This window comes from Candidatus Pelagibacter sp. FZCC0015 (assembly GCF_007833635.1).
In the GTDB taxonomy this organism is placed as follows: Bacteria; Pseudomonadota; Alphaproteobacteria; order Pelagibacterales; family Pelagibacteraceae; genus Pelagibacter.
Genome location: NZ_CP031125.1, coordinates 524429 through 544439, shown reverse-complemented (window position 1 = coordinate 544439; position 20011 = coordinate 524429). Strand labels below are relative to the sequence as shown.

Here is a 20011-nt window from a genome sequence, read left to right as displayed (position 1 = left end):
TTAAATTCTAACAGGAATTCCTTTTGAATCCAAATACTCCTTAGCTTCTTTTACTGAATGTTTGCCGTAGTGAAATATTGATGCTGCTAGAACTGCACTGGCATTTCCTAATTTAATTCCATCTACCAAATGATCCAAATTTCCAACACCACCAGAAGCAATAACTGGAATATTTACCTTGGATGAAATTTTAGACATAAGCTCAATATCGTAACCAACTTGAGTACCATCTCGATCCATAGAAGTAACTAGTAGTTCTCCTGCCCCACTATCTTCCATCTTTTTAGCAAATTCTATTGCATCAGTTCCTGTATTGTTTCTTCCACCATGAGTGAAAATTTCCCATTTATCTCCGTTTTTTTTAGCATCTATCGCTACTACAATACATTGTGACCCAAATTTTTTAGAACTTTCTACAACTACTTCTGGATTTTGAACTGCAGCAGTATTGATTGATACTTTATCTGCTCCACAATTCAGTAGTTTATTGATATCCTCAACACTTCTAACACCACCACCAACAGTTAAAGGAACAAAGCATTTCTTCGAGGTTTTCTCTACTACATCATAAATTGTATCTCTATTTTCATTTGAAGCTGTAATATCTAAAAAACAAATTTCATCCGCTCCACCATCAGAATAAATTTTAGCTTGTTCGACAGGATCACCAGCGTCTTTTAAATCAACAAAATTAATACCCTTAACCACACGTCCATTTTTAACGTCTAAACAAGGTATTATTCTATTTTTAAGCATCTAGTTCCTTAGCTAATTCATCCAGTTTAATATCACCATCGTAAATAGCCTTTCCAACTATTATGCCCTCGATATTACTATTATTTAACTCCTTAGCTTTTTTAATATCATCAATTGATGAGACGCCACCCGATATAATCACTGGGCAATTGGATGTATTAGCAACTTTTGATGTCTCTTCGAAATTAGGACTTTGCTTCATTCCATCTCTATTAATATCAGTATAAATCAACCTGCTTGCACCATAATCATTAACTTCTTTCAAATAATCTAGGGTTAATTGGTTTGAATTTTCTTTCCAACCAGAAACCGATAAATATCCATCTTTAGCATCTAACCCTAAAGCAATTTTATTTGGAAATTTATCACATGCTTCTTTTAAAAAGTTTTTATCTTTTATAGCAGCACTTCCTAAAATAACATTTTCGACGCCAGCATCAGTATATTTCTGAATACTTTCAAAATTTCTAATACCGCCACCAATCTCAATCTTAAGATCAAATTTACTAACTATTTCCTGAATCATATCTAAATTAACTGTTTCACCAGTTAAAGCTCCATCTAAATCAACTATGTGTAAGTTTTTAAAACCATGATCATTAAATTTGCTAGCTTGTTCAACTGGGGACATTTCGTATTCAGTTTTGTTATCAAAATCTCCTTGGACTAACCTCACACATTTTTTATCCTTAATGTCTATTGCTGGAAATATTTTCATCTATCCTTATTCTTTCTTTTTTCTTTTCTCCAAAGAATAAAAAATAGTAAAATTAAAGCAGGCTGTAGAATTACAAAAATAATTATATTTGCTAAATAGTATCCAAAACCATATTGTCCTGGTGTGCCTCCAATCACTTGAAGAATATAAACACATAACATAAAAAAATCTGTAATTAGTTTTTCAAACATTTTAAATCTCTATAAAATTTTTAATCAATTTTAATCCGTTTTCTCCACTTTTTTCTGGATGAAACTGAGTTCCAAAAATATTTTCTTTATTAACAGCGCATGTAAATTTTTCCGCATAGTAGGAAGTCATTAAAACATTTTTTGAGTCTTCAGTTTTAAAAATATAACTATGCACGAAATAAAAATGGCTTCCGTTTCCATTAAATCCTCTACACAATATTTCGCTCTTCTCATTTCTTGGCCAACAATCTACCTGGTTCCAACCCATATGGGGTAAGGTTAGTGATATTCCGCTCATAGGATCAAAGCCACTATTTGTATTTGCCGTAAGATTTATTTTTTTAACACTTCCTTTAACCCAACCAAAGCCCTCACATCCACCATCTTCTTCTCCGTAGTCAGCGAACATTTGCATTCCAACACAAATACCTAAAATAGGTTTTTTTTTATTCAAAACAAAATCATCCAATGTTTCTTTTAATCCATTAATCTTATTTATTGAATTAATACAATTGGTAAAAGATCCTTGACCGGGAAGAACTAGTTTGTCAGAATTTTTTATTGTTTCTAAATCATTTGAAAGGGTAATTTTAATATTATCGTTTAATTCGTTCCCTACTTTTTTAAAAGAGTTAATAACTGAAGCTACATTGCCTGAATAATAATCAACAATTGTGACGTTCATTAAACTTATAATGACCCTTTAGTGGATGGAATGCTTTTCTTATTTCTTGGATCCATCTCTAATGCAGCTCTTAAAGATCTTGCTAAGGCTTTATAGCAAGACTCAATTATGTGGTGGCTATTATCCCCATAAATATTTTCTACGTGCATAGTAATGCCTGCAGATTGAGAAAATGCCTGGAACCATTCTTTAAATAGTTCAGTATCCATCTCACCAAGTTTCTCAACTTTTAATTTTACTTTCCAAATCAAATAAGGTCTGTTTGAAACATCTATTGCAACTCTTGTTAATGTTTCATCCATTGGAATAACTGTGTGTGCATATCTTTTTATTCCTACAAATTTTTTAGCAGCTTTTTTCAAAGCTTCGCCAATAGCAATACCTGTATCCTCTGTTGTGTGGTGAAGATCAATATGAGTATCTCCTTTTGCTTTAACTTTTAAATCAATCAAAGAATGCTTTGATAATTGTTCAAGCATGTGATCCAGGAAGCCAATACCAGTATCAATTTGGTATTTACCTTTACCATCGATATTGACTTCAACATTGATGCTGGTTTCTTTTGTTTTTCGAGATACTTTTCCTTTTCTAGCCATATATTTTTAATGGTATACATAGATAATCCTACTATATCAATATCAGTCTATACACTTGAAGTATCATAAATAGTTACCATTTATTAGGTATGACAACAATTGTACTAGTTAGAAAAAATAATGAAGTTGTGGTTGCTGGTGATGGACAAGTAAGCATGGGAAATACTGTTGTTAAAAGCACAGCTTCAAAAGTCAGAAAAATTGAAAAAAGAGATGTAGTAGCGGGATTTGCAGGATCAACTGCTGATGCATTAACTTTATTTGAAAGATTAGAGGGAAAATTAGAAAAACATGCAGGTAATTTATCAAGAGCCGCAGTTGAATTGGCAAAAGATTGGAGAACAGATAAATACTTAAGAAGATTAGAGGCATTGATGGCTGTGGGAGATAAAAATAATAGTTATATTATTTCTGGAACTGGAGATGTACTTGAGCCTGAGGGAGATGTTATTGGAATTGGTTCTGGAGGAAATTACGCTCTAGCAGCTGGTAAAGTTTTAATGGAAGGTGATATGTCTGCTGAAGAAGTTGCAAAAAAAGCAATTAAAGTAGCAGCTGACATCTGCGTTTTCACAAATGATAATGTAAAAATAGAAAAAATTTAAATGGACAACTCAAACGTAACACAACTACATCCAAAAGATAAAAGTCAAAAAGAAGAAGCTTCATTAGTAAGCTCTTTATCTCCCAGAGAAATAGTCTCTGAGTTAGATAGATTTGTTGTAGGACAGAACAAAGCGAAAAGGGCTGTTGCTGTTGCATTAAGAAATAGATGGAGAAGACAAGCTCTTAAGGGTGAAATGAAAAATGAAGTTTTACCTAAAAATATTTTAATGATTGGACCAACTGGAGTTGGAAAAACCGAAATCTCAAGAAGACTTTCAAAACTTGCTGAAGCTCCATTTGTAAAAGTTGAAGCTACAAGATTTACAGAAGTTGGCTATGTTGGAAGAGATGTTGAACAAATAGTCAGAGACTTAATTGAAATCGCTATAGCAATGGAAAAGGTGAAGAAAAGAAAAGAAGTTTTCGCCCAAGCCCAAAAAGCAGCTGAGGAAAAAGTTTTGGATGCTTTAGTGGGAAAAAAAGCAAGTTTAGCAACAAGAGAAAGTTTCAGAAAAAGATTGCGAAATGGTGATTTGGATGAGAATGAAATTGAAATAGCTGTGAGTGATACTAGTTCTGGTGGTGCTTCTTTTGAAATACCTGGGATGCCTGGAGCAAATGTTGGAATGATCAATATTGGTGAAATGATAGGCAAGTCAATGGGTAGCAAAGAAAAAAAGAAAAAAATGACAGTAAAAGAATCTCACGAAATTTTAATTAATGACGAATCTGACAAATTAATAGAGCAAGATAAAATTATTAAAGCAGCAAAACTGTCGACTGAAAATAATGGAATAGTATTTCTTGATGAAATTGATAAAATTTCTGCGAGAACTGATAGAGTTGGTGGTGATGTTTCAAGAGAAGGTGTCCAAAGAGATTTATTACCCTTGATCGAAGGAACAACGGTTAATACTAAACATGGACCAATAAAAACTGATCATATCCTTTTTATAGCCTCAGGTGCGTTCCAACTGGCAAAACCATCTGATCTTCTTCCTGAATTACAAGGAAGATTGCCAATAAGAGTAGAGCTAGAAGCTTTAACTAGTGATGATTTTAAAAGAATTTTAAGGGAGCCTGATTTTAGTTTAATCAAACAGTATGTGGCTCTATTAAAGACTGAAAACGTTGATTTAGAATTTTTAGATGATGGTATCGATGCAATTGCAAACATTGCTTCAGAAGTAAATGCCTCAGTTGAAAATATTGGTGCAAGGAGACTACATACTATTATTGAAAAAATTTTAGACGATATCAGTTTTACAGCAACTGATCGTTCAGGTGAGAAAATCACTATTGATAAAGAATATATAAATAAAAACTTAGATAGTTTAGTTAAAGACACTGACCTATCAAAATTTATATTATAAAATTATAAATATCCTAATTCCTCCATTTCGTTTTTAAAGTGATTTTCAATAATTTTCTTGTTTTTTTTATCTAATGTTAATCTCCAGTTATTTTTTGGACCCATATTGAAAAAAGGTATTTTTTCTCCTGTTTTTTTATTCAATATACTTTCATGAAAATCCTCTTTTTTTTCTAGATCTTTCATTTTTTCAAACTCAGTGGATTTAATTGTTTTATTTAATTTAATCATATTAAGATCAAATTTGGGTCCTAAACTTTCAAAAAACTTAAATAATTTAATAAGAACTTTCTTTTTATTTGCTATCAAATCTTCATATTTAATTAAAAACCTTTTGTTATTTAATTGCTTCCATGAATTGTAGTTTTGGCTCCAAGAAGATAAAAAAGTTTTAGGAACTTTATCATTTTTATAATTCCAAAATTTTTCATTAATCAAACATTTTGTAGCTTCATCTACATCAATTTGATAATGATTAGCAAAGGATGTAACCACATTTCTTGGGTCGCGCACAATATAAATTGCACCTAAAGTATTTTTAATATCAGTAAAAAAATTATTATTTATTTTAGCTAAAGCACTATGCGTTTTAAAAAATTTTAATGTTTTTGACTCTTTGTTTATTATTTCTTGAGCTTTAATTATATTTGAGTAAATTTCATCAACATTTGAAGTATCTATTCCTAAATTATTGAAATGTTTTAAAGATGGAAATTGTCCAATCTTATATAAATGATTAAAATTAAATATTCCATCATTGGAAAAAAAATAAGTTGCAAGAATACTCCTTAAAAGAGTATTTCCACTTTTAGGGTACGATGCTAACCAAATAATCATTTTTTTTTGGTTAAATATATATAAAATGATCCACTACCACCATCCTCTATATTAGCTTCTGTAATATTAATAATTATATTCATAAGTTGTGGATCATTTTTAATAAATTCTGGAACAGAGTATTTAAGTATACTAAGATCTTTTGATTTATAAGGATTTGATAGATTATTTGAATGAAGTCCTTTACCTGTAACAACAATTAATTTTTTAACACTATTATTATAACAACTTATTATAAATTTTTTTATTTCTACGTTAGCTTCTTCAAGTGTACAGCCATGTAAATCAATACTTTTGGTTTTTATAATATTTTGTTTTTTATTTTTTGAGTCTTTATTGGGTAATTTTTCATTACTATTTATAAATTTTTGCCAATCTTTTTTATCTTTGTCTGAAATATTATTGTTCAATTATGTTAATATATTTACTAGCTGCCAATTTGGATTTGCTGATGTGGTATCTCGTGAAAAAATCCAAGTATCATAAATTTTTTTAATTTTTTCAGGATCTCCAGAAACAATTTTTTTATCTTTATCTCTTATGCAAGTAATCACCTCTGCTATAAAATCCACTGTTACATTTAAAATATTACCAATTTTTTTATGCTCCTTAATCTCTGCTTTATTAACTCCAATAAATGTTATTTCTGCGAAATGACCCCTTTTTGCTCTTTCTTTCAATGCATCATCAAATTGATTATATATATCTTTATTTAACAGAGGTTTTGCATTTGTGATCTTATTATCATTATCACTGAAATCCGTAATAATTGTTTCATAAGCTATTTTTGCACCTTTTAAAAATTCCTTTTGAGCTTCATCATCAAACTTCTCTTTTGCTTTTATAGCTTGATCCACTTTAATATTTTTTAAAACCTCTTTAAATTGGGCAGGTGATTTTCCCTCAAAACCAGTTCTTTTACCCAGTATTCCCCTCAGCCTCAAAAAAATAAATCCAGCAATCATTGCAAGTAAAATTATATCGATATATTCAAAGCTGTAATTCATAGCGTTATAGTAATTACTCTGTTGATTAATTTCAACTAGCAATTTAGATTAAAGACAAATGGGCACAATATTGATATACATAATCGGCTTAACTATAATTGAGATTTATCTTTTTATTAGTATTGGTTCTAAGATTGGTGCTTTTTCTACCATATTATTAATTTTCTTAACTGCTATAACAGGTATCTATTATGCAAGATATGAGGGAATAAAAACACTTAAATCAGCTTTTGTTCAGTTAAGTAAAAATGAGCCTCCAAGCTATGAGATTTTATCTGGAGCTGGAATTGCTTTTGCTGCTTTATTACTAATAATTCCAGGATTTTTAACAGATCTAATCGGGTTTTTATTAATTTTTCCTTTTACAAGAAAAATGATGTTTAAAAAATTTTCTAATAAATTTAAAAAAGAAAAAGATTTAAAAAAAGATTACATTGAAGGAGACTTTGAAGATATAGAGGATGATAATGACAGAAAAATTTAAAATTCTAGGAAAATATATAAAAGATTTATCAAGTGAAACGCCAGATTTAGAAACTTATTTATTCGTAAGAGATAGAATCAACAAGTATCAACTTGGCATTGATATAAACTCAAAGCCATTAAAAAATAAAATGATAGAAGTAAATACAAAATTTAAATTTGAAGATAAAGAAGAAAATAAGAATAAATCATACTTTGAAATAATATATTCTACAATAATTAAGGTTGATGATAACATTAAAGATAAGCAAGAACTTGAAAAAATAATATTATGTGATGTTCAAGTAAGTATTTATCCTGAGCTAGAAAATGCTTTATTGAATTTATTACATAATTCAGGATACAAAAATATAAAATTTGAAAAAAAAGTTGATTTTGAAAATTTATATAATCAAAGATTTAATTAAAAAAATTTTTATTTAAATTTTTTTTTAAATATTGTTCATGACTTTTTAGTTCTGCTTGAGTCGGCTTTATTACTTTCTTAAAATAATCTATTTTTGAATTTTTTTCATCTTTACTATTAAGTTCAAAATTTTGGAAATTTAATTTTGGCTCTTTTTGGTCAATTAAGTTTATATAAACTTTTGCTAATAAGTCACAATCTATAATCGCTGTATGTTGAGTTCTCTTAGAATTATCAATTCTAAATCTTTTACATAAAGCGTCCAAACTTACTTGGGATCCAGGAAATTTTTTTCTAGCAAGATCGAGGGTGTCTATAATTTGGTTATTAACCCTATTTTTTCCCAACAACGATAGTTCATTGTTGATATGCGCTAAATCAAATTCAGCATTATGAATTATAAGTCTTTTGTCTTTAATGAATTCTAAAAATTCTTCACTAATTTCATTAAATTTTTTTTGTTCTGACAAGAACGCATCCGAATATCCATGTATTTCAAAAGCTTTTTCTGAAACTTTTCTTTCAGGGTTGAGATAGCAATGAAAACTATTTTTAGTTGGAATTAAATTTTCAAGTTCTATGCAACCAATTTCAACAATTCTGTGACCGTCTTTAATTGAAATGCCAGTAGTTTCGGTATCTAGTACAACTTCTTTCATTTATAAAATTTCATTTAATATTTTATTTATACTCTTATTTAAAGATTTTTTCTTAAAATTATTTTTAATAATAAAGTTTGATCTTCTCTTTTTGTAAGAAGAAGAAAATTGAATTTTTTTGAACTTATTTATAAGTTTACGATTAAAATTTAATCTTTTTTTTAATCTTTTTTCTATTTCAATTTTTTTAGAGTCTACAAAAACTAAAATATCATCTTTATTATTAATTTTATTTTCTAACAACAAAGGAATATCAAGAATTATAACCTTTTTGTTTCTATTTTTTTTCAAAAATAATTTTAATATTTTTCTAATTTCTAGATGAACAATGGTAATTATTTTTTTTAAATTAACTTTATTGCTTAATATCGCTTTTGTAATTTCATTCTTATTTATCGGAAATGAAGAAATATATTTTGGTAATTTTTTCTTTAATTTTTTAAATATTTTTTTATCTTTTTTATAAAGTTTTGAAACTTCGTAATCTGCATTAAACACTGGGTATCCAAAATTTTTGGCAACATAACTTTTTCCCGAACCTATATTTCCTAAAATTCCAATTCTAATCATTATTTAAAATTTCTAGTATATCGCTACTGATCTGTGGTTCTATTCCATGCCATAATTTGAATGCTTCAAATGCCTGATAAATAAACATCGATTTACCATTCTCTGTTCTATTGCCAAGTTTTTTTCCTTCTTTTAAAAAATTTGTTTCTTCAGGATTATAAATTACATCATAAAACAGTTTGTTATTAGCAAACTTTGAAAAGTCTAAATTAATAGACTCTTTGTTTAGTCCTAAACTGGTGGCATTTATGATAACATCAAAATCATTTATATCACCCCAATCCAATACCTCTAAATAATGAAATTGAGATTTTAAATGCTCAGCTTTTTCTTTAGTTCTGTTGCTAATAATTATTTTGGAAACATTCATTTTGTTTAAAGCAAAAATTATTGAAGGAACGACTCCACCAGCGCCTAAAATCAAAATTTTTTTGCCTTGCATATTGAAATTTAAATTTTTAATTGCTTTATCAAAACCAAGAATATCTGTATTATGACCTACCAAATTATCATTACTTAAAAGTATTGTGTTTACTGACTGAGTTTGTTCTGCCTCTGGACTTAATTTGTCTAAATAAGGTATTACTGCTTTTTTGAACGGAACTGTAACATTAATACCGTTTATTTTTTTTTCTTTAACTTCAGAAATTACAGTTTGGAGATTTTTCTCCTCAATTTTTTTTTTATCATAAATGGCGTCAATCTTGTTTTCTTTGAGCCAATAATTATGAAGTTTGGGTGATAAAGAATGATTGATAGGATTGCCAATTACAAAATATTTTTTCATCTCAATAATCTTATGTATTCCTTAATTTTTTTAACAGGTAGACCCATAATTGTATCTTCATCACCCTCTATGCTTGCAAACAAGCTTCTGCCCTCTCCTTCTATTTGGTAGACATTGTATGCATAAAGAGTTTCATCGGGTATTTTAGATAAATAATTTTTTAATTCATTATCAGTAAAATTTTTCATAGTTAGTTTTGCTTTATCTGTATAATTCCAAATCATAGATCCATTTTTTGATATACAAACAGAACTAATTAAAAAATGTGATTTACCGTTAAGTTTTCTTAATATTTCCATTGCCTCTTCTCTAGTTTCTGGTTTAGATATCAGTTCGCCCTCCAAATCTATCACACTATCTGCTCCTAATACTATTTCGTCATTTTTTTTCATGCTAACTTTGTTTGCTTTTAATTCGGCTAAATTTTTTGAAATTATTTCTGAACTTACCTGTTCTTTTAATAAGCTTTCTTTAACGGGCTCCTCATCTACGTTTGAAGGCTCAACAACACATTTTATATTATTTTTATCTAAAATCTTTTTTCTAACTTCGCTTTTTGAAGCGAGAATAATTTTATTTAACATTGTTTAAATATATTTCGTGGATTTTAATTATAGAAGCCGCTGTTTCTTCGACCGACTTTCTCGTTACGTCTATAAGTGGCCATTTATATTTTTGAAATGTTTTTTTTGCCTCTAAGACCTCTTTTTTAATATTTTCTAAATTTGTATATTCAATATTTTCTGTTTCTTTTAAAGAATTCATTCTATTTTTTCTCAAATCAGCCAATCTTTCTGGCTCTGTGCTTAGTCCTACAACACATGTCATTTGTGGATTTTTTTTAAGGGACTCTGGCAAAGAATTTTCATTTACTAACGGAATATTTGACGTTTTAAAACCTTTGTTGGCTAAGTAAATAGATGTTGGAGTTTTACTTGTTCTACTTACGCCTACAAGAATAATATCAGATTTGTTTACTTCGTTTATTAAATTTCCATCATCATGATTCATTGTAAATTGAATTGCTTCAATTCTGTCATAATACTCTTCATTCAATATATGTTGACCACTTGGCTCGTGTGTTGCTTTTTGATTTAATATTTTTGAAAAATTCAGAATTAAATTTCCTAAAACGCCAAAACATGGAATATTTTTATCCTCGCTCGTGTTCGCAAGGTATTTGGCTAAATTGTTATCTACGATTGTATATAAGATTATTGAATTCTCATTTTTTTTTGCATCTTCTAGAATTTTTAAAATTTGATTTTCTGTCCTTGTAAAAGAATAAGAATGAACCTTATATTCTATGTTTAAAAATTGAGCCTTCAGAGCTAAAAATATTCTGTCTAAGGTCTCGCCCGTTGAATCAGATATTAAATATATTTGATATGTATTACTCATGAATAAATTGTTAATAAATTTGTAATATTTTAATTAAATTACACAATTTAAAATTTTTTAAATTAACCTTGTAAAAACTACTATTTATTAACATTAATAATAAATAGGGTAAAACAATCCACAAAAATTAATATGGTTAAAAAAGCTTCATTTTAAACAATTTTATTCAAATAACTTGTTGGTAAATTGTGAATATAATGTTTATAAAAATTAATCACCTTTATTCACAAGATATATTACAACTACAATAATTAATAATACTTATTTATGAAACCTTTAAACAAAGTAATAATTAACAAAGATACTTCGTTCAATCCTATATGGATTATGAGACAGGCTGGTAGATATTTGCCAGAATTTAGAGAAATAAGAAAAGAAAATCCTAATTTTATTAATTTGTGTTTAAATGACGATTTATCTTCAGAAATAACTCTACAACCATTAAAAAGATTTGATCTAGATGCTGCGATAATATTTTCAGATATCTTAATGCTTCCTTATGGATTAGGTCAAAAAGTAGAATTTGAAAAAAACTTTGGGCCAAAATTAGGGGAATTAAATATAAATGAAATTGCAAGGACCGATGAAATTGATTTTGTAGAAAAAATACACCGTGTATATAAAGCATTAAAAAAAGTTAGTTCAGACTCTATTTTAAAAAACAGAAACACTATCGGATTTACTGGTGCTCCATGGACACTATTAGTTTATATGATTAATCAACAATCACCGAAAAAAAATTTAAAAAAAGATTTTTTTAAAGATGATTTTTTAATAAACAGAATATTATTAATTATTGAAAAATTTTTAAAAGTTCATATAAAAAATCAAATTGATAACGGTGCTAATATAATTCAAATTTTTGATAGTTGGGCGGGTCTATTAGAGGAAAAAGATTTACCTAATTATGTTTATTCTCCAACTTTAAATTTAGTAAATTACGTAAAATCTTTAAATGTGCCAGTTATATGTTTTCCTAGAGAAATTAAAAATTATAAAGAGTTTTGTGATATTGTTAAACCTGATGCTGTTAGTATCGACTATAATGTTGATCCACAAAAAATACTTAAAGATATAAAAATACCTATTCAAGGCGGTTTAAATCCTAAAATTTTATTAACAGACAAAGAAACATTAAAAAAAGAAGCATCTAAATATTTGGAAATTTTTCGTGATCATCCATATATATTTAATCTCGGTCATGGTATTTTGCCCGAAACAAATCCTGAAATGGTTGAAAATTTAATTAAAATTGTAAAAGATTTTAAATGATTGAAAAAAATCACCCACCCATAAAATACGGCAAAACAGGAGTGCTTATAGTTAATTTGGGCACACCTGATTCTACTAATTGGTTTGATATAAGAAAATATTTAAAAGAATTTCTCTCTGACAGAAGAGTAATTGAAGTAAATCCTTTAATTTGGCAAATAATTTTGAATTTGTTCATTTTAAATTTGAGACCCTCTAAAACCGCTAAAGCATATAAAGAGATTTGGATGAAGGATGAAAATATATCGCCACTTCTTTATTATACAAAAAAGCAAAGTGAGAAAATTTCAAATTTACTATCAAAAGAAAATATTATCATAGATTTTGCTATGAGATATGGAAATCCGAGCATCAAGAGCAAAATTCATAAATTGCATAAAATAGGCTGTGAAAATTTAGTTATACTTCCTCTTTATCCTCAGTATGCGGCAGCTACAACAGCAACAGTTTGTGACGAAGTGTACAGGACTTTAATGAAAATGAGGTGGCAACCGTCCCTAAAAATAATTCCTCATTACGAATCTGACCCACTTTATATTGATGCGCTTGTTAATTCGATTAATAAAAAAATAAATGAAATTAGTTGGAAACCAGATCTGATCATAGCTTCTTATCATGGGATACCAAAAAAATATTTTGATAAAGGTGATCCTTACCATTGTTATTGTCATAAAACGACAAGGCTTGTTTCGGAAAAATTTAATTCAATAAAAATTAAAACAACATTTCAGTCAAGATTTGGTCCACAAGAATGGCTTCAACCATATACTGACAAGACTTTAGAAAATTTACCTAAAGAGGGTGTTAAGAATGTCCTTACAATTTGTCCAGGGTTTGCATCTGATTGTGTAGAGACTTTAGAGGAAATACAAATTCAGGCTAAAGAAAGTTTTTTAAATTCAGGAGGAGAAAATTTTGATATGGTCCCCTGCTTAAATGATAATAGTGATCATATACTTTTATTAAAATCCTTAATTGAAAGAAATATCTAATATATGAATTCATATTTATTATTTAAATCTTTACATTTAATCGCTGTTGTTTCTTGGATGGCTGGCCTTTTATATCTTCCTAGAATTTTTGTTTACCATGTTGAAAATAAAGAAAAAAAAGAAGCAACCGATATATTTGAGGTGATGGAAAAAAGATTATTTTTTTACATTATGCGACCAGCAATGATTTTTACATGGGTTTTTGGATTAGTATTAATTTATCTAAATGGGATAGATATTTTTTCTCAAATATGGTTTCAAATAAAGATTGTTCTTGTGATATTGTTGTCAGCATACAACGATTATTTAGGAAAATGTCTTATTGCTCTAAAAAATTCTACAAATATAAGACCTGCAAAGTTTTTCAGGATAATTAATGAAATACCAACGGTTATTTTAATAATTGTTGTATTTTTAGCTATTTTTAAGCCAATCTAGGGTTGAAATAATAACAGCAGTATATATATTAATGTTGTCTGATAAGTCCTTATCAAAAAACTAATCATGAATATTCAAGAACTAAAACTAAAATCATCTGAACAGCTTATTACACAAGCAGAAGAGCTTGGTATAGAAAATGCCAGTACATTGAGAAAACAAGAAATACTTTTTGCAATTCTTAAAAAAGTTGCTGAAAAGGAGGAAATTACTGGTGTGGGTGTTCTGCAATTATTACAAGATGGTTTCGGCTTTTTAAGAGCAATGGAATCAAATTATCTTCCAGGACCAGACGATATTTATGTAAGCCCAAATCAAATCAGAAAATTTGGACTAAGAACCGGAGATACGGTTGAGGGACCAGTTAGAGCTCCAAAAGAGGGAGAAAGATATTTTGCATTATTGCAAGTGAGTAAAATCAATTTCGAAGAGCCAGAAAAGGCCAGACACAAGATTGCATTTGACAACCTTACACCTTTATATCCTGACAAGCAGTTAGTGATGGAGGTTGAAACAACTAAAGTTGAGAAAAAAGCAGATCTTACTCCAAGATTAATTGACCTGGTCAGCCCAATTGGAAAAGGCCAAAGATCTATAATAATTTCTCCACCAAAAGCAGGAAAAACAATGATCTTGCAAAGTATTGCAAATTCAATAGCAAAAAATTATCCAGAATGTTACTTGATAGTTTTGCTGATTGATGAGCGTCCAGAAGAAGTAACTGATATGCAAAGAACAGTAAAAGGAGAAGTAATTAGCTCTACTTTTGATGAACCTGCACAAAGACACGTTGCTGTTGCAGAAATGGTCATCGAAAAGGCCAAAAGACTTACTGAGCACAAAAAAGATGTTGTCATTTTACTAGATTCAATAACCAGGTTAGGCAGAGCATATAACGCAGTAATTCCGAGCTCGGGAAAAGTATTAACAGGTGGAGTTGATGCAAATGCACTCCAGAGACCAAAAAGATTCTTTGGTGCAGCTAGAAATATTGAAGAAGGTGGTTCACTAACAATTATTTCTACAGCCTTGATCGACACAGGTAGTAGAATGGATGAAGTAATTTTTGAGGAATTTAAGGGAACGGGTAACAGCGAAACAGTTCTTGACAGAAAAATAGCAGATAAAAGAATTTACCCAGCAATTGATATTACAAAATCAGGAACAAGAAGAGAAGAGTTGCTTTTTGATAAAAACGATCTGCAAAAAATGAACGTACTAAGAAGAATAATTGCACCTATGGGAACTATGGATGCAATAGAATTTATAAGCTCTAAATTAAAAGATACTAAAAATAATTCTGAGTTCTTTAATTCTATGAATAAGCCATCTTAGAATCTATTTATAAATATCCTAGCTCTCTCATTTCTTTTTCAAATACTTGAGCTATTTTAGCAGCATTTTCGCTTTTAACATAATTTTTCCAATTATTTTTAGGTCCTAAATAAAAAAATTTTTTTCTTTCCCCCAATTTATTTTTTGCATTTTCTTCAAATTCCCCCCTTTCTTCTTGAATACTAAAATTATCAAAAGACGTATTTTCTATAATTAAATCTATTTTCTTGTTTGAAACATTTAATTCAAAAAATTTAGAAAAATAATCTATAATTCGAGATATTTCTTTTTTAGGATTTTTTAATAAATCTTCATATTTTATTAAAAAATAATTTAAAGGAAATCTTTTCCAGGAATTATAATGGTTACTCCACGAAGATAAAAATTGTGGTATATCGTGATTTTTAAAACCTATCCAATTAAATTCATTAAAAAGCATATCGAGTGATTGCTCCTGTGTTGTGTGGGAATAATGATTGTTTATTGATGTTAAAATATTTCTTGGATCTCTCACTATGTGAATAACACCAATTGAATTTTTTTTGTTAGTAAATAAAAAATCCTCATTTTCTAATTTTATTTTGCAGAGCATGTTATGAGTTTTAAGAACATTTATTTTATTATTATGGTTTATATTCATTTGTGATATTTCCCAATTTTTTATTGTATGATCAATTACAAGTTTTTTTTGTTCATTATTATAATTACCACTTGAAGGAATAACCGGCAGATCTTTAATATCTTTCCTAGATGGATATCTTTTTATCCTTGATAAGTTTTTAAATACGTTATTTTTATCTTTAATATCGTTATAAATTATTTGATTTACTATATTTCTCACCCATGTGTTCCCACTTTTTGGATAAGAAGCGAGCCATATAATCATTTAAAAAATATATTAAATATAATTAAATCCATCTATAATATATTTATGACTATTTATGCGTTATCAAGCGGGCCGGGCATTTCTGGGGTGGCTGTAATTAGAATCTCAGGAAAAGAAACTTCAAGCATTATTAGACTTCTTACTGGTAAAGCCATCCCAAAACCAAGGGTAGCAACATTAAGAAATATCAACAAAATCAACACTTCTGAGCCGATAGATGAAGGGTTAATACTATGGTTTCCTGGGCCTGAGAGCTATACAGGCGAAGATATGGCTGAGATTCAGGTTCATGGTAGTAAAGCCGTTGTGGATGCTTTGCACTCTTCCCTTTCAAATATAGAAAATTGTAGATTAGCTGAGCCAGGTGAATTTACAAAATTAGCATTTCAAAATGGAAAAATAGATTTACTCAAAGCAGAAAGCATCGCTGACTTAATTTCATCTGAAACTGAAATTCAAAGACAACAAGCGATTAAGACAATGAATGGAAAATCAGCATATCAATTTAATTTCTTAAGAGAAAAACTTTTAAAAATTTTATCGCATGTTGAAGCTAAAATTGATTTTCCAGATGAGGATTTACCTAATAATATTTTAGATCAAATTAAAAATAGTTCAGATGAAGTAATAATTAAAATTAAAAAAATATTAGACGATCAGAAAGTTGGAGAAAGAATTAGAGAAGGTTTTAAGATCGCAATTCTTGGTCCTACCAATGCAGGGAAATCTAGTTTAATAAATTATTTATCAAATAGAGATGTTGCAATTGTTTCTGAAATAGCTGGCACTACAAGAGATGTTATCGAAACTCATCTTAATATAGATGGTTATCCTGTAATAATATCTGATACCGCAGGAATAAGAGAATCTAAAGATGAGATAGAAAAAAAAGGTATTAAATTATCTTTAAATAGAGCTGAAGAAGCAGATTTAAAGCTTGTAGTGGTAGATGCAAAAATCCTTGATTTTACTGATATTTTGAAGGGTTTATTAGATGAAAATGCAATTTTAGTTATAAACAAGTCAGACCTTTTAGAAAAAGATATTGATCCAGAAATTATAAAAACAAATCATGTTTTAATCTCAATTAAAGAAAATAAAAACATCGAGGAATTAATTTTAAAAATAAAAAATAATTTAAAAAATAAATTTATTTCAAGTGATGATATTTTAATTACCAGGGAAAGACATAGGCAACATTTGCAACAATGTTTAAATCATTTAAATAATTTTAATCAAAAAAAAGAAATTGAAGATTACGATAAAGCTGCAGAAGATTTAAGATTAGCTACTCGACATCTGGGTATGATTGTTGGAAAAGTTGATGTAGAGGAGATATTAGGTAGTATTTTCAACGATTTTTGTATCGGCAAGTAATACCCTATTTTGCTGGTTTTTTGCACTTTTTTATCAAAATACGTTGATAAATAAAGCTTATTTACAAAAAATTAAGCCTATCTTGTAAATTATATAATCACATATAGATTTGGGTTATGAAAAATGATTTGTCATTTGATGTAGTTGTAATTGGAGGAGGCCATGCTGGATGTGAAGCTGCTGCAGCTTCTGCTCGTCTAGGAGTGAACACTGCCCTATTTACTCATAAAATAGAAACTATCGGTGAGATGTCTTGTAACCCGGCAATAGGAGGCTTGGGTAAAGGTCATTTGGTTAGAGAAATAGATGCCCTTGATGGTGTTATGGGAGATGTAGCTGATAAATCAGGTATACAATTTAGATTATTAAATAGAAGTAGAGGGCCTGCAGTCAGAGGACCAAGAACTCAATCTGATAGATCACTATACCGTAAATATATGCAAGAAAAATTGCTAAACTATTGTAATTTAAGCGTTTTCTCTGATCCTGTTATAAAGTTTATTTTCGATAAAAATTCAATAAGTGGATTTGAAACTAAAGAAGGCAAGGAAGTTCTATCTAACAAGATAATACTCACAACAGGCACTTTTTTAAATGGTTTGATACATATAGGTGACGAAAGAACTCCTGCTGGAAGATACGATGAAAAACCCTCTACAGGTTTAAGTGAACAATTAGCAAAATATGATTTTAAAATTGGAAGATTAAAAACTGGGACTCCACCAAGACTAGATGCAAGAACAATTAATTTTGAAAACTTAGAGGAACAATTTGCAGATGACGATCCTTATTTTTTTTCATTCTTAACTAAAAAAAATTTGAACAAACAAGTGTCCTGCCGAATGACATACACAAACGAGAAGGTTCATAAAATCATAGAAAAGAATTTATCTAAGAGTGCTATGTACTCAGGTAGTATAAAAGGAGTAGGACCAAGATATTGTCCATCTATAGAAGATAAGATAGTCAAATTTGCTGATAAAGTTCGTCACCAGATATTTTTAGAACCAGAAGGTCTAAATGATCACACAATTTACCCAAATGGTATCTCCACATCGCTTCCAGCTGATGTTCAACAAGAAATATGTAATAATATCAACGGTTTAGAAAATGTTAATATATTAAGACCTGGATATGCAATAGAATATGACTATATAGATCCACGTGAACTATTCTTAACTCTTGAAACCAAGAAGATAAGCAATCTTTATCTTGCTGGCCAAATTAACGGTACAACAGGATATGAGGAAGCTGCCGCTCAAGGCCTTATAGCAGGAGTAAATGCTGCCTTATCTGTTAAAAAATTAGAACCATTTATACTTGATAGATCTGACGCCTATATTGGAGTAATGATAGATGATTTGGTGACAAAAGGGGTGGCTGAGCCATATCGAATGTTTACATCAAGAGCAGAATACCGATTAAGTTTGAGATCTGACAATGCTGATCAAAGATTAACCGCAAAGGGAATTGATATTGGTTTAATAGGCAAAGAGAGAAAAGATTTATATCTGAGTAAATTTGATCAAATTAGACAAATAAATCTAAAAATGAATGAATCTAGTATTTCACCATCTAAAGCAGAAAAATTTGGGATTAAAATAGCGAAAGATGGAATATTGAGGTCTTCAAATGAGGTGCTAACTCAAAAAGACGTAAATATGAGTAAAATTAGAGAAATATGGCCTGAAATACCCTATTTTAGTAAAGAAATTGATGAACAAGTAGAAATTAATGCTCATTACAGGGGGTATTTAAAGAAGCAAAAAGCAGATATTTTAGCATTTAAGAGGGACGAGAACTTAATTATTCCTGATAAAATTAATTATGATGCGCTTTCAGGTTTGTCTAATGAGGTTAAAGCTAAATTTAAGGAAATAAAGCCTAAAACTCTGGGTCAAGCTTTAAGAATTGATGGAATAACCCCAGCAGCTGTATATATTTTGTTGTCACATGTAAAAAGAAAGTCTATTAAGCATATAGCTTAATGGATCAAGAAATTTTAAATTCTTACTCTAGACTCAATGATCTAAATGTTTCACGTGAAACATTTTTAGACTTTGAAAACTATATATCTCTGATTCTGGAAAAAAATAAAAAAATTAACATAATTGGTCAAAATACAGCATCAAAAAATGCAATAATTGAGCGTCATATTATAGATTCAGCACAAATAATTGATTTTGTTGATTTAAATTGCAATACAACCACAGATTTAGGTTCCGGAGCTGGTTTACCAGGAATTATAGTAGCAATTATACTAAAAAACATGAAAAATAAAATGAATGTGCATCTATATGAAAAAAGCTACCATAAAAGCCACTTTTTGAAAGAAGTTTCAGAAAAATTAAATTTAAATACAAAAGTTTTTCAAAAAAATATTTTTGAGATAAAAAATTTAGAGACAGGAACAATTATGTCGAGAGCATTTAAACCTATGCCTGTTGTTTTAGATTTAGTTTATGAAAATTTTTCGAAATATAAAAATTTAATTTTCTTTATGGGTAAAAGCGGAAAAAAAGTTTTTGAAAATTCTAAAAAAAAATGGAATTTGGAATATATAGAAAAGAAAAGTTTAACAAGTAAGGACTCATTTTTGATAAATATAAAAAAAATTAAAAAAAAAAATTAAAAGTA

General features: G+C 28.8%; 25 protein-coding genes. 11 read left to right on the top strand and 14 right to left on the bottom strand.

The window, feature by feature from the left end:
* The 5 genes from hisF to hisB are packed head-to-tail and all read right to left on the bottom strand — an operon-like array spanning position 1 to position 2946.
* Entirely contained in the window at positions 1 to 756 is a 756-nt protein-coding gene (gene hisF, locus DT059_RS02860) for an imidazole glycerol phosphate synthase subunit HisF (protein WP_145596609.1), read from the bottom strand.
* Entirely contained in the window at positions 749 to 1474 is a 726-nt protein-coding gene (hisA, locus tag DT059_RS02855) for a 1-(5-phosphoribosyl)-5-[(5-phosphoribosylamino)methylideneamino]imidazole-4-carboxamide isomerase (RefSeq protein WP_145596607.1), read from the bottom strand. Before hisA ends, hisF begins: the two co-directional genes overlap by 8 nt.
* A complete protein-coding gene (locus DT059_RS02850) occupies positions 1471 to 1665 on the bottom strand; it encodes a protein BatD (RefSeq protein ID WP_145596605.1) in 195 nt (64 codons plus the stop codon). The genes hisA and DT059_RS02850 overlap by 4 nt, the downstream gene beginning before the upstream one ends.
* A 1-nt stretch (position 1666) precedes the next feature.
* Positions 1667 to 2350, bottom strand: a complete 684-nt coding sequence (gene hisH / locus DT059_RS02845; protein ID WP_145596603.1) for an imidazole glycerol phosphate synthase subunit HisH — start codon at positions 2348 to 2350, stop codon at positions 1667 to 1669.
* A 5-nt stretch (positions 2351 to 2355) separates the two neighbouring features.
* Positions 2356 to 2946, bottom strand: coding sequence for an imidazoleglycerol-phosphate dehydratase HisB (gene hisB / locus DT059_RS02840; RefSeq protein ID WP_023854544.1), 591 nt, complete (start codon positions 2944 to 2946; stop codon positions 2356 to 2358).
* An 89-nt stretch (positions 2947 to 3035) separates the two neighbouring features.
* On the opposite strand from hisB, the gene hslV reads away from it, so the two are divergent.
* Positions 3036 to 3551, top strand: coding sequence for an ATP-dependent protease subunit HslV (gene hslV / locus DT059_RS02835; protein WP_023854543.1), 516 nt, complete (start codon positions 3036 to 3038; stop codon positions 3549 to 3551).
* A complete protein-coding gene (gene hslU, locus DT059_RS02830) occupies positions 3552 to 4925 on the top strand; it encodes an ATP-dependent protease ATPase subunit HslU (protein ID WP_145596601.1) in 1374 nt (457 codons plus the stop codon).
* A 2-nt stretch (positions 4926 to 4927) separates the two neighbouring features.
* Here hslU and DT059_RS02825 read toward each other — a convergent pair whose 3' ends face one another.
* From DT059_RS02825 to DT059_RS02815, 3 genes are read right to left on the bottom strand one after another with little or no spacing between them, the layout of a single operon-like run.
* Positions 4928 to 5761, bottom strand: coding sequence for a sulfotransferase domain-containing protein (locus tag DT059_RS02825; protein WP_145596600.1), 834 nt, complete (start codon positions 5759 to 5761; stop codon positions 4928 to 4930).
* The gene (locus DT059_RS02820) at positions 5758 to 6171 is read right to left on the bottom strand and encodes a Smr/MutS family protein (protein WP_145596598.1); all 414 of its coding nucleotides are present in this window, start codon (positions 6169 to 6171) and stop codon (positions 5758 to 5760) included. The genes DT059_RS02825 and DT059_RS02820 overlap by 4 nt, the downstream gene beginning before the upstream one ends.
* Complete coding sequence (locus tag DT059_RS02815; RefSeq protein ID WP_145596596.1) at positions 6172 to 6768, bottom strand: Tim44/TimA family putative adaptor protein; 597 nt, start codon at positions 6766 to 6768, stop codon at positions 6172 to 6174.
* Between the two features lie 70 nt (positions 6769 to 6838).
* Here DT059_RS02815 and DT059_RS02810 point away from each other — a divergent pair, with 70 nt between their 5' ends.
* Entirely contained in the window at positions 6839 to 7252 is a 414-nt protein-coding gene (locus tag DT059_RS02810; protein WP_240704620.1) for an FxsA family protein, read from the top strand.
* Complete coding sequence (locus DT059_RS02805; RefSeq protein WP_145596591.1) at positions 7236 to 7658, top strand: protein-export chaperone SecB; 423 nt, start codon at positions 7236 to 7238, stop codon at positions 7656 to 7658. The genes DT059_RS02810 and DT059_RS02805 overlap by 17 nt, the downstream gene beginning before the upstream one ends.
* Here the strand turns inward: DT059_RS02805 and dnaQ are convergent.
* Genes dnaQ through DT059_RS02780 form a run of 5 tightly spaced genes read right to left on the bottom strand, consistent with a single transcriptional unit; the run spans position 7651 to position 11074 of the window.
* The gene (gene dnaQ / locus DT059_RS02800; protein WP_145596589.1) at positions 7651 to 8316 is read right to left on the bottom strand and encodes a DNA polymerase III subunit epsilon; all 666 of its coding nucleotides are present in this window, start codon (positions 8314 to 8316) and stop codon (positions 7651 to 7653) included. The two genes, DT059_RS02805 and dnaQ, sit on opposite strands and share 8 nt — an antisense overlap.
* On the bottom strand, positions 8317 to 8886 hold the full coding sequence (gene coaE / locus DT059_RS02795; protein WP_145596588.1) for a dephospho-CoA kinase: 570 nt from the start codon (positions 8884 to 8886) through the stop codon (positions 8317 to 8319).
* Positions 8879 to 9673: a shikimate dehydrogenase gene (gene aroE / locus DT059_RS02790; RefSeq protein ID WP_145596586.1), complete on the bottom strand. Its 795-nt coding sequence runs from the start codon at positions 9671 to 9673 to the stop codon at positions 8879 to 8881. Before aroE ends, coaE begins: the two co-directional genes overlap by 8 nt.
* A complete protein-coding gene (locus tag DT059_RS02785; protein ID WP_145596584.1) occupies positions 9670 to 10257 on the bottom strand; it encodes a Maf family protein in 588 nt (195 codons plus the stop codon). The genes aroE and DT059_RS02785 overlap by 4 nt, the downstream gene beginning before the upstream one ends.
* Positions 10247 to 11074 (bottom strand): pyruvate, water dikinase regulatory protein, encoded by an 828-nt coding sequence (locus tag DT059_RS02780; protein ID WP_145596582.1) that lies wholly within the window; start codon positions 11072 to 11074, stop codon positions 10247 to 10249. The genes DT059_RS02785 and DT059_RS02780 overlap by 11 nt, the downstream gene beginning before the upstream one ends.
* 267 nt (positions 11075 to 11341) lie before the next feature.
* On the opposite strand from DT059_RS02780, the gene hemE reads away from it, so the two are divergent.
* From hemE to rho, 4 genes are all read left to right on the top strand, one after another.
* A complete protein-coding gene (gene hemE / locus DT059_RS02775; protein WP_145596580.1) occupies positions 11342 to 12346 on the top strand; it encodes a uroporphyrinogen decarboxylase in 1005 nt (334 codons plus the stop codon).
* Complete coding sequence (hemH, locus tag DT059_RS02770) at positions 12343 to 13338, top strand: ferrochelatase (RefSeq protein ID WP_145596578.1); 996 nt, start codon at positions 12343 to 12345, stop codon at positions 13336 to 13338. Before hemE ends, hemH begins: the two co-directional genes overlap by 4 nt.
* A gap of 3 nt (positions 13339 to 13341) precedes the next feature.
* A complete protein-coding gene (hemJ, locus tag DT059_RS02765) occupies positions 13342 to 13776 on the top strand; it encodes a protoporphyrinogen oxidase HemJ (RefSeq protein ID WP_145596576.1) in 435 nt (144 codons plus the stop codon).
* Positions 13777 to 13842: 66 nt separating this feature from the next.
* The gene (gene rho, locus DT059_RS02760; protein ID WP_145596574.1) at positions 13843 to 15111 is read left to right on the top strand and encodes a transcription termination factor Rho; all 1269 of its coding nucleotides are present in this window, start codon (positions 13843 to 13845) and stop codon (positions 15109 to 15111) included.
* 7 nt (positions 15112 to 15118) lie between these two features.
* On the opposite strand, the gene DT059_RS02755 is transcribed toward rho, so the two are convergent.
* Positions 15119 to 15997, bottom strand: coding sequence for a sulfotransferase domain-containing protein (locus tag DT059_RS02755; RefSeq protein ID WP_145596572.1), 879 nt, complete (start codon positions 15995 to 15997; stop codon positions 15119 to 15121).
* Positions 15998 to 16042: 45 nt separating this feature from the next.
* Between DT059_RS02755 and mnmE the strand changes: the two genes are divergently transcribed.
* The 3 genes from mnmE (at position 16043) to DT059_RS02740 (ending at position 20006) form a co-directional block, all read left to right on the top strand.
* A complete protein-coding gene (gene mnmE, locus DT059_RS02750) occupies positions 16043 to 17374 on the top strand; it encodes a tRNA uridine-5-carboxymethylaminomethyl(34) synthesis GTPase MnmE (protein WP_145596570.1) in 1332 nt (443 codons plus the stop codon).
* 116 nt (positions 17375 to 17490) lie between these two features.
* Positions 17491 to 19362 (top strand): tRNA uridine-5-carboxymethylaminomethyl(34) synthesis enzyme MnmG, encoded by a 1872-nt coding sequence (gene mnmG / locus DT059_RS02745; RefSeq protein ID WP_145596569.1) that lies wholly within the window; start codon positions 17491 to 17493, stop codon positions 19360 to 19362.
* Complete coding sequence (locus DT059_RS02740; protein WP_145596567.1) at positions 19362 to 20006, top strand: 16S rRNA (guanine(527)-N(7))-methyltransferase RsmG; 645 nt, start codon at positions 19362 to 19364, stop codon at positions 20004 to 20006. The genes mnmG and DT059_RS02740 overlap by 1 nt, the downstream gene beginning before the upstream one ends.
* Positions 20007 to 20011 lie beyond the last annotated feature (5 nt).